This is a genomic window from Embleya sp. NPDC005575 (assembly GCF_040605455.1).
Taxonomy (GTDB): domain Bacteria; phylum Actinomycetota; class Actinomycetes; order Streptomycetales; family Streptomycetaceae; genus Embleya.
The window spans coordinates 1-8,917 of sequence record NZ_JBEXCV010000067.1 but is presented as its reverse complement, the minus strand read 5'-3'; the positions used below and the strand labels follow the sequence as shown (position 1 = coordinate 8,917).

At 70.4% G+C, this 8,917-nt stretch carries 7 protein-coding genes and 1 pseudogene; 5 read left to right on the top strand and 3 right to left on the bottom strand.

Annotation, left to right across the window (positions count from 1 at the left end):
* Window positions 1-357: 357 nt before the first annotated feature.
* Window positions 358-1,245 carry a LysR family transcriptional regulator gene (locus ABZS54_RS22590; RefSeq protein WP_355538827.1) on the top strand — a complete coding sequence of 296 codons (888 nt, stop codon included), beginning with the start codon at window positions 358-360 and terminating at the stop codon, window positions 1,243-1,245.
* A gap of 136 nt (window positions 1,246-1,381) precedes the next feature.
* Here the strand turns inward: ABZS54_RS22590 and ABZS54_RS22585 are convergent, their stop codons facing one another.
* A complete protein-coding gene (locus ABZS54_RS22585) occupies window positions 1,382-3,169 on the bottom strand; it encodes a glycoside hydrolase family 35 protein (protein ID WP_355538824.1) in 1,788 nt (595 codons plus the stop codon).
* A gap of 350 nt (window positions 3,170-3,519) precedes the next feature.
* Between ABZS54_RS22585 and ABZS54_RS22580 the strand changes: the two genes are divergently transcribed.
* From ABZS54_RS22580 to ABZS54_RS22565, 4 genes are all read left to right on the top strand, one after another.
* On the top strand, window positions 3,520-4,905 hold the full coding sequence (locus tag ABZS54_RS22580) for a sugar ABC transporter substrate-binding protein (protein ID WP_355538821.1): 1,386 nt from the start codon (window positions 3,520-3,522) through the stop codon (window positions 4,903-4,905).
* Between the two features lie 145 nt (window positions 4,906-5,050).
* Window positions 5,051-5,965 carry a sugar ABC transporter permease gene (locus ABZS54_RS22575; RefSeq protein WP_355538818.1) on the top strand — a complete coding sequence of 305 codons (915 nt, stop codon included), beginning with the start codon at window positions 5,051-5,053 and terminating at the stop codon, window positions 5,963-5,965.
* Window positions 5,962-6,876, top strand: coding sequence for a carbohydrate ABC transporter permease (locus ABZS54_RS22570; protein ID WP_355538815.1), 915 nt, complete (start codon window positions 5,962-5,964; stop codon window positions 6,874-6,876). The genes ABZS54_RS22575 and ABZS54_RS22570 overlap by 4 nt, the downstream gene beginning before the upstream one ends.
* 43 nt (window positions 6,877-6,919) lie before the next feature.
* On the top strand, window positions 6,920-7,738 hold the full coding sequence (locus tag ABZS54_RS22565) for an AraC family transcriptional regulator (protein WP_355538812.1): 819 nt from the start codon (window positions 6,920-6,922) through the stop codon (window positions 7,736-7,738).
* On the opposite strand, the gene ABZS54_RS22560 is transcribed toward ABZS54_RS22565, so the two are convergent.
* Both ABZS54_RS22560 and ABZS54_RS22555 read right to left on the bottom strand, forming a co-directional pair.
* Window positions 7,729-8,604 (bottom strand): ribonuclease BN, encoded by an 876-nt coding sequence (locus ABZS54_RS22560; RefSeq protein ID WP_355538809.1) that lies wholly within the window; start codon window positions 8,602-8,604, stop codon window positions 7,729-7,731. The genes ABZS54_RS22565 and ABZS54_RS22560 overlap by 10 nt on opposite strands.
* Window positions 8,601-8,917 (bottom strand): annotated as a pseudogene (locus ABZS54_RS22555) (hypothetical protein); the annotation flags it as partial. The pseudogene ABZS54_RS22555 and the gene ABZS54_RS22560, both read right to left, overlap by 4 nt.

Sequence of the window (8,917 nt, the reverse complement as noted above, 5' to 3'; positions counted from 1 at the left end):
GGGACGTATCCTGCGGCCGAGAGCGGTACGCGATCGAAGTACCGGCCGCAGTCGAATCACTCGGCCGTATCGTCGGTTTCGGATATCGAGGTGTCAACGACGCAAAGACCGCCGCGCGCGGCTCGCGAACGCTCCGGCGAATGCCCCTCGGGCCCCGGTCCGCCCAGTCGCCACACGGCCTGATCGGCCCTGCGGGCCGGCTCCGGTCCGGGGCGGGCCGCCCCGAACCTTGCCCGTACGGCATACACCGATGCCCTGGTGTTTCAGCCCAACCGACACAACGGCCGTGCCTCGCAAGCGAATTGCCCGCTTTCATACCCTGCCGGTGTGGGTGGCGTGACCGTTATGGTGCGGCGCGTGACCCTCCAGCAGCTGCGCTACCTCGTCGCCGTCGCGAACTTCGGCACCATGACCGCGGCAGCGGAAGCCCTCTACGTCGCCCAGTCCGCGCTGTCCAGGGCGCTCAAGGCACTCGAACACGAGCTGGGCGCCGAACTGTTCGTGCGCGAGGGTCGGACGGTGGGACTGACCGCCGAGGGCTCCCGAGTGGTCCGGCTCGCCCGTACCGTGCTCGACACCGTCACCGCCATCGAGGACATCGGCCGGGCGGCCGGCCCGGAGTCCGAGCCGACCCTGACCGTGGCCACCACTTCCACCCTCGCGATCGGCCATGTCGCCCGACTGGTGTCGGCGTTCACCGCGGAGCACCCCGAGGCGCCGATCGAGGTGACGCGGTACGACGGGCGCGAGGGGGTGCTGGGCGCGGTACGGGCGGGCGCCGCCGCGATCGGCGTGGCCGATGGGCCGGGGCCCGGCGACCTGCGCACCTACCGGCTCGCCGAGGCGGAGGTGGTGCTCGTCTCGCCGCCGAACACCCGGCTGCCCGACCCGGTGCCGTGGAGCACGTTGGACGGCCTGCCGATGGTGCTGCCGGCACGCGGCAGCGAACGGCGCTCCCAATTCGAGGCGATGTTCGCCGAGATGGGCGTGCGGCCGATCGCCCGCTACGAGCACAACGACCGGGTCAACTGGGTCGCGGGCGTACTCAACGGCGAGGGCTCGCTCCTGTGGTACCGGGACGTCGCCGAGGAGGTCTTCGGCAACTCGGCCTCGGTCCGCTCACTCGACCCGCCGCTGCGCCGCGGCATCATGCTGGTCTGCCGAGAGGACGCCCGGGAACGCTCGGCCCGTCTGTTCATCCACCTGGCCCGCCGAGGCGGCGTCAGCGAACCGGACGTGGACTGAACGAACAACCTGTCCGGCATGCACCGCCGCAGAGCATGTCGAGCCGAGCATCTCGGTCCGTCCGGCGGCGGTCGGCTCGACAATGCCGCCCGCCGAGCCGACCATCCCGGCCCGTCCGATGCCTGGGGACCGGCCCCTACGAGATCGGCGCCGCCGCGGGTTCGCCGAGATCGGGCGTGTCCACGAACGAGACCTGCGCCCCGCCGGGCCCATGCAGCTCCAGCACGGTCACCGTGTTCGCCCCCGCCCGCAGCACCGGAGCCGGGACGTACAGCGTGCGCTGCGGCCCCACCGACCAGTAGCGACCGAGCAGGAAGCCGTTGATCCAGACCAGACCCTTCGTCCACCCGTCCAGCCGGACGAACGTGTCCCCGACCGTCCCCACCTCGAAGGTGCCCGAGCGCAGCACCGGTACATCCGCCGGAATCGGACCGGCGGCGTCCGGCAACACCGGCCCGCCCGGCATGTCCAGCGGCAGCGGGTACATCTGCCAGCCGAACAGGCTCTGCCGTTCCAGCCGGACACCCCTGGTGATGCCCTTGCGGTCGGTCAACCCGGGCCCGTAGTTGATTCGGCCGCAGTTCTCCACCAGCAGATCCAGCCGCGCACCGCCCGCTGGAATGGCCAGCTCGCACGAGGCCGAACCGCCCTCGCTCCGCTCCAGTACCGCCACCGGCACCCCGTCCAGGAACACCTGCGCCCGGTCGGCCAGCCCGTCCACGTGCAGCGGCGCCGCCTCGCGCGGGCCGCTGACCCAGGTGCGGTACAGCACGAAGCCGTACGCCTGGTCGAGCTCCTCCATGGTGAGCGTGCCGGGCGAGTACACCGGCGCGGACAGGTCCTCGACGTGTGCGAGCAGCGCCGCCGCCGAGGGCAGTGCGACCTCGCCGAGCTTGATCCGCGCCGGCAGCGTCGGCGGCGGTTCGGCCGGCAGCGGCGCATAGCGCCCGATCACCTCGCGGAAGGCCCAATACTTCTCGGTGAGTTCGCCCGCCTCGCCGATCGCCGCGTCGTAGTCGTAGCTGGTCACCGTCGGCTGATAGACGCCCTCGTGCTCGTTGGCGCCGTTCATCAGCCCGAAGTTGGTGCCGCCGTGCGCCATGTACAGGTTGATCGATCCGCCGGCCGCGAGCATGTCGTCCAGGACGCCCGCCGCGTCCGCCGCGTCCCGCACGTGGTGCGGATCGCGCCAGTGGTCGAACCAGCCGTTCCAGAACTCCATGCACACCGGCGGCCCGTTCGGCGACCAGCGGCGCAACATCGCGAACGCCTCGTCCGCGCGCGAGCCGAAGTTCACCGTCGGCAACACCCCGGCCACGGTCCCGCCCTGGAGCATCGGCTCGGTGGGCCCGTCGGAGGTGAACAGCAGCCCGCTCGCGCCGCGCCGGCGCAGCCCCTCGACCAGGTGCCGCAGATAGGCGACGTCGTTGCCGTAGCTGCCGTACTCGTTCTCCACCTGGAGCGCGATCACCGGCCCGCCGTTCTCCGCGAGCAGCGGCTCCAGCAGCGGCATCACCGCGTCGAGGTAGCGGTCCACGGCGGCCAGGTAGGGCGGATGGGCGCAGCGCAACCGCATCCCCGGGTCCTTGAGCAGCCAAGCGGGCAGGCCGCCGAACTCCCACTCGGCGCAAATGTAGGGACCGGGCCGGACGATCGCCGCGAGGCCGTGCCGCTCGGCCGCGCGCAGGAACGCGACCAGGTCTTTGCCGCCGGTGAAGTCGAAGTGCCCGGGGGTGGGCTCGTGCACGTTCCAGGCGACGTAGGTCTCGACCGTGTTCAGGCCCATGCCGCGCAGCCGGGCGAGCCGGTCGTCCCACTGCTCGGGGTGAACACGGAAGTAGTGCAGGGCACCGGAGAGCATCCGAAACGGCCTGCCGTCGAGGGTGAAGCCGTCTCGACTCGGGACGAGGCTGGGGGTGGTCAAGACGCTCCTCGGGCAGATCCGTGCGGTGGGTCCGGATCATCGTGCACGAGGCGCGCGACCCGAACATGCACTCTTCTGAGTGGCGTCGTGGACTTTTGTATATCCATCGACCCGTCGTCACGAGGCTCTCACCTGGATGGATACTCTCTGGTTCCCGCACCTTGCCATCCGGTGACCGCGCGCTTGGACTTTTCTTGCGGATCACCTCGACAAAAGCACGAGTCCGGCGGCAACCCGTTGACGCCTTGTCGGGCAGGGCACATGATCGGCGGCCAGACAGCCTCCACTGCTTCCGAATACGCGCCGGGCTCCATCGAGCCCTGCCCATTTCCCGAAGGGACGGCCACCTCATGTGGGGTAGCAACCGCGCTTCGCGCTCGTCGCGCCGAGGCCGCCAGACGGCCCGCCACGCCGCCGTCGCGGTCACGATCGCGGCCCTGACCGCGCTCACCGCGTGCGGCTCCGACTCGGACTCCGGCGACAAGACCGACAAGGCGGCACAGGGCGACAAGGCGCCCGGAAGCCAGGGCGGCGGCACCACCCAGCTCGACTTCTGGGGCTGGAACCCGGCCTATGAGAAGGCCGTGACCGCGTTCAACGCCGCGCACCCCGACATCCACGTCAACTACAACAAGGTCGAGCCGGGCTCCAAGGGCGGCTACGCCAAGATGCTCGCCGCGGTGAAGGCGAACAACGCGCCGTGCCTGGCGCAGATGGGCTACGAGACGCTGCCCAGCTTCCTGGTCGAGGGCGCGCTCCAGGACGTGGACAAGGAGGCCGCGGGGGTCAAGTCCAAGTACTCGGCCGGCGCCTGGTCGCAGATGAGTGTCGCGGGCAAGGCCTACGGGATCCCGGTGGACACCGGCCCGGTGGCGATGTTCTACCGCACCGACGTGTTCGCCAAGAACGGCCTGACCCCGCCCAAGACCTGGGACGAGTTCGCGCAGCAGGCCGACAAGGTGCACACGGCCGACCCGGCGGTGGCCTACTCGGCCTTCGGCGGCAACGACCCGTGGTGGTACGCGGGCATGGCCTGGCAGAACGGCGGCAGCTGGTTCAAGCCCGAGGGCGACACCTGGAAGGTCTCGCTCACCGAGCCCGGCACGCAGAAGGTCACCCAGTACTGGCAGCAGTTGTTGGACAAGAAGGTCGTCTCCGCCGACCCGACCTTCACCCCCGACTGGTACAAGCGGTTCGGCGACGGCAGTGTGGCCAGCTACGTCGGCCCGGTGTGGTTCACCGCGCTGCTGGAGGAGAACGCCAAGGACGCGGCGGGCAAGTGGGCGGTCGCGCCGATGCCGCAGTGGGACGCGAACGGCAAGGCCACCGGCAACATCGGCGGCTCCGGCACGGCCGTGCTCAAGGGCTGCAAGAACACCAAGGCCGCGGTCGCCTTCGCGGACTGGATGAGCAGCGACACCGCGAGCCTGACCACGCTGGTCAAGGACGCGGGCATCTACCCGGCCGCCACGTCCGGCGCGAGTCTGGACGCGATGCAGCAGCCGTCCGCGTACTTCGGCAACACGAAGATCTACGACATCTTCAAGGAGTCCGCCGCGCAGGCCCCGGCCGGCTGGCAGTGGGGTCCCACGATGACCCAGGTCTCCGCCGACCTGACCGACCGGATCGGCAAGGCCGGTGCCGGCAACGGCAAGCTCGCCGACGCGCTGACCGGCGTTCAGGGCACCACGATCAAGGCCATCCAGGACAAGGGCCTGAAGGCCGCCGCGGGCTGACCCGCCGTCACCACCCCGACGCCACAGCCAGTCCGTACGTGTCCCGCCGTCCGCGCGTCACCTCGCGCGCGACGGCGGGCACGCCGCCGTCGGCCCCGTTCCACTTCGCTCCACTCCACCCGTTCCATCCACCGGGAGGCCGCCCTTGAGCGCACCGATCCCGCGGCGCAAGCGCCGGCGGTCCGCACCCCTGATGTTCCTCGCGCCATTCGGCGTGCTGTTCGCCGCGATGTACGCGGTCCCCGTCGGCTACGCGATCGTCGAGAGCCTGCACAAGGTGCAGCGCTCCGGCCTGGGGCTGACCCCGCCGAAGCGGGTGTACGCGGGATTCGAGAACTACACCAAGGCGCTGCACGACGACGCGCTGTGGCACGGCGTGGGCCGAGTGCTGCTGTTCGGCGTGGTCCAGGTGCCGGTGATGCTCGGCCTCGCGCTGGTGCTCGCCCTGCTCCTGGACGCGAAATCGGCCCGGCTCAAGGGCTTTTTCCGAACCGCCTACTTCCTGCCCTACGCGATCCCCGGCGTGGTCGCCACCATCTTGTGGGCCTTCCTGTACATGCCGCGCTCCAGCCCGGTGGTGAGCATGCTCGACGCGGTCGGCCTGCCGTCCGACTTCCTCGGCGAGGACGCGGTGTTGTGGTCGATCGCGAACGTGGTCACCTGGACCTGGACCGGCTACAACATGCTGGTCATCTACTCCGCGCTCCAGGCGATCCCGCAAGAGCTGTACGAGGCGGCCGAGTTGGACGGATGCGGTCCGTGGCGCACCGCGTGGCGGATCAAGGTGCCGCTGGTGGCCCCGGCGATCGCGCTCACCACGGTGTTCTCGGTGATCGGCACGCTCCAGCTGTACACCGAACCGCGTGTGTTGCGACCGCTGACCTCGTCCCTGGACGCGGACTACACCCCGATCATGTCCGCGTACCACAAGGCGGTCGAGAACAACGACTACGGCCAGGGCGCCGCGGTCTCGGTGTTGCTCGCCCTGGGCACGTGCGTGTTGTCCTTCGCGGTCCTCAAGCTCTCCGCCCGGCTCACGAACGGCAGGTCCTCGCTGTGACGACGCTGACCACCCCGCCCGCGAGCCCGGTCCGCGATCGGGCGCCGCTGCCCACCGCGAAAGTGGGCAAGGGCCGCACCACGCCGATGCGTTCGCAGGTGCTGACCACCTCGTTCCTGTTCCTGGTGGCGACCTACTTCCTGATGCCGGTGTGGTGGCTGCTGGTCTCCTCGACCAAGTCCTCCAGCGACCTGTTCCGCGGCAACGGCTTCTGGTTCGCCGACTGGAACCTGGGCGCCAACCTGCGCCAACTCTTCGCCGAGGACGGCGGCATCTTCCTGCGCTGGGTGTTCAACTCGGTGCTGTACGCGGTCGGCGGCGGCGTGGTGGCCACCTTCCTGGCCGCGATGGCCGGCTACGCGCTGGCCAAGTACAAGTTCCGCGGCCGGGGCGCGATCTTCTCGGTGATCCTGGGCGCGGTGCTGATCCCGACCCCGATGCTCGCGCTGCCGATCTACCTGATGCTCTCCAAGGTGCACCTGGTCGACACGATCTGGGCGGTGCTGCTGCCGGCGGCAGTGAGCCCGTTCGGCGTCTTTTTGGCCAAGACCTACGCCGAGGCGTCGGTGCCGGACGAACTGATCGAAGCCGCCCGCCTCGACGGCGCGAGCGAGCTCCGGATCTTCTACACCATCGGGCTGCGGATCATGTCGCCCGCGCTGGTGACCATCTTCCTGTTCCAACTCGTCGCGGTCTGGAACAACTTCTTCCTGCCGCTGATCACGCTCAACAACCAGCACCTGTGGCCGGTCACGCTGGGCCTGAACGCGTGGAACAGCGACCTCACTCAACCGCACGCCAACCTGGTCGTGGTCGGCGCACTGGTGTCGGTGATTCCGCTGGTCGCCGCGTTCTGGTCGCTCCAGCGGTTCTGGCGCACCGATCTGGTGGCGGGTGGGGTGAAGGCGTGATCAACCCCTTCGCCGCCGCCCGCCGCCGTACGATCGGCGCACCATGATCTTCGCGCGCTACCTCACACCCGCCAGGGAACACCAGCGACTCGGCCTGGTGTGTCTGGGCGTGGGCTGGCAGCAGGTCACCGCGATGCAATTCGAGGGCCGGGTGCTGGGCTGCTACCAACTCACCCTGATCACCGGCGGGTCGGGCTGGTTCCGCTCGGGCAACCGGCACGCGCCGCGGATCCCGGTCCAGGCGCCCGCGGCCTTCCTGCTCTTCCCCGGCGAGTACCACGCATACAGCCCCGACCCCACCGGGTGGCGTGAGCACTGGGTGCTGTTCGAGGGACCGACCGCCGCGGCGTACGAGGACCTGGGCTTCCTGGACCGGGCCGAGCCGGTGATGTCGCTGGGCGGGGTGCGGCCGCTGCGCCAGGGCTTCGATCGGCTGCTGACCGCGGTGGAGCCGGGCGCGCCCAACCGCGAGGTGGTCACCTCCGCGATCGTGCACCAGTTGATCATCGACCTGAAGACGATCCGGGTCGACGAGGACGGCTCACGCGTGGTCCGCTACTTCGACGAGCACGCCACCGAGCCGCTCACCGTCGGCGAGCATGCCCGGCGGCTGGGCCTGGACGAGGCGGGCCTGCGCGGCGAGATGCAACGCGCGACCGGGACCACGCCCAAGGAGTACATCGTGCGCACCCGGTTGTCCCGGGCCAAGCGCCTGCTCCTGGCCACCGACCAGTCCATCCACGAGGTGGCCCGCAACGTCGGCTACGACGATCCGGCCTACTTCGCCCGGCTGTTCTCCCGCCGGGTCCAGCAGTCGCCGTCGGAGTTCCGGCGCGCCGGACAGACCTCCGGTCAGACCTGACGCGGGTCGATGTGCCGCGGCGGTTCGGGCGCACCCAGCAGGCTGCGCAGCGGCTCCTCCTCGGCCACGAACGCACCGATGGTGATCGCGAAGACCACCACCGCGGAGGCCGCGACCAGCCACGACATCAGGGTCAGCATCAGCCCGAACGGGCCGAACTCGGCCACACTGCGGGCCACCGCCCTGGGCATCACCAGATGTGAGCCGTACTGCACGCCGACCGTGCCCAGCGCGGTCAGCAGCGCGCTGGGCAGCAGCGGCCACCAGCCGATCCGGCCCTCCAGGAACAGGTGCTGAGTCCACCACCAGACCAGCACCCAGGCCACGAACAGGACGACCACGCCGAGCCAGGCCCCGGCGCCGAACCCGGAGTGCAACTGCGACTGGAGCAACAGCACGATCAGCCACACCGACAAACACAACACCCAGCGCCCGATCAGCCGCGGACTGAAGCCGACCGCGCGCACGAACCACGCGCGCCGGCACAGCCGTTGCAGCGACCGGGCCACCTGGGCCGCCATCAAGAGAGTGAACACCGCACTGGCCGCCCCGGTTTGCTGACGCAGATGCGAGCCCGCGTCGTGCACCCGGGAGACCTCGTCCAGGGAGCCGGCCGGCAGGCCGAGGACGGCCCGCAGCGAGTCGACCAACTCCTCGCGCAGTGCCTCGGGTGCGAATGCGGCGAACACGAACAGCGCCGGGACGCCGGCGAGGAACACCTTCGCCGCCAGCGTGGTGGCGGCCTCGACGCTGTTGACCACCAGGAACCGGGTGGTCAATCGGCCCACGAACGCCATCACCGGCATGTCCTCGACCCGGCTGCGCAGCCGCGCCACGGATCCCTGTGACGGCGCCCGGAAACTCACCGATCGACCTCGGCCGGCTCGCCGGTCCCAGCCGCCGCGACCACCTCCAGGATCGCCACGACGGCCACGACCACCACCACGATCAGCAGCACCGAGGACACCGTCGGGTGGTTCCACCAGGCCAGCCAGACCCCGCCGAGCAGGCCCACCACGACGTAGATCGGACCCCGCCGCGCGGCCACGAAGTGGCCCACCGATCCGGTGCCCAGACCGGTCCGGGCCAGTGCGCCGCCCGCCGCGTCGGGGCCGGCGGCCAGCGCGTGCCGGATCGTCGGGGCGGGCCGCTCCGGGCCGGCCTGGAAGGCGGCGTCGG

What these genes read in the sequence shown, in the direction of transcription:
- ABZS54_RS22580 (WP_355538821.1), top strand. Translation starts at nt 3,520, where the DNA reads ATGTGGGGTAGCAACCGCGCTTCGCGCTCGTCGCGCCGAGGCCGCCAG.
- ABZS54_RS22565 (WP_355538812.1), top strand. Translation starts at nt 6,920, where the DNA reads ATGATCTTCGCGCGCTACCTCACACCCGCCAGGGAACACCAGCGACTC.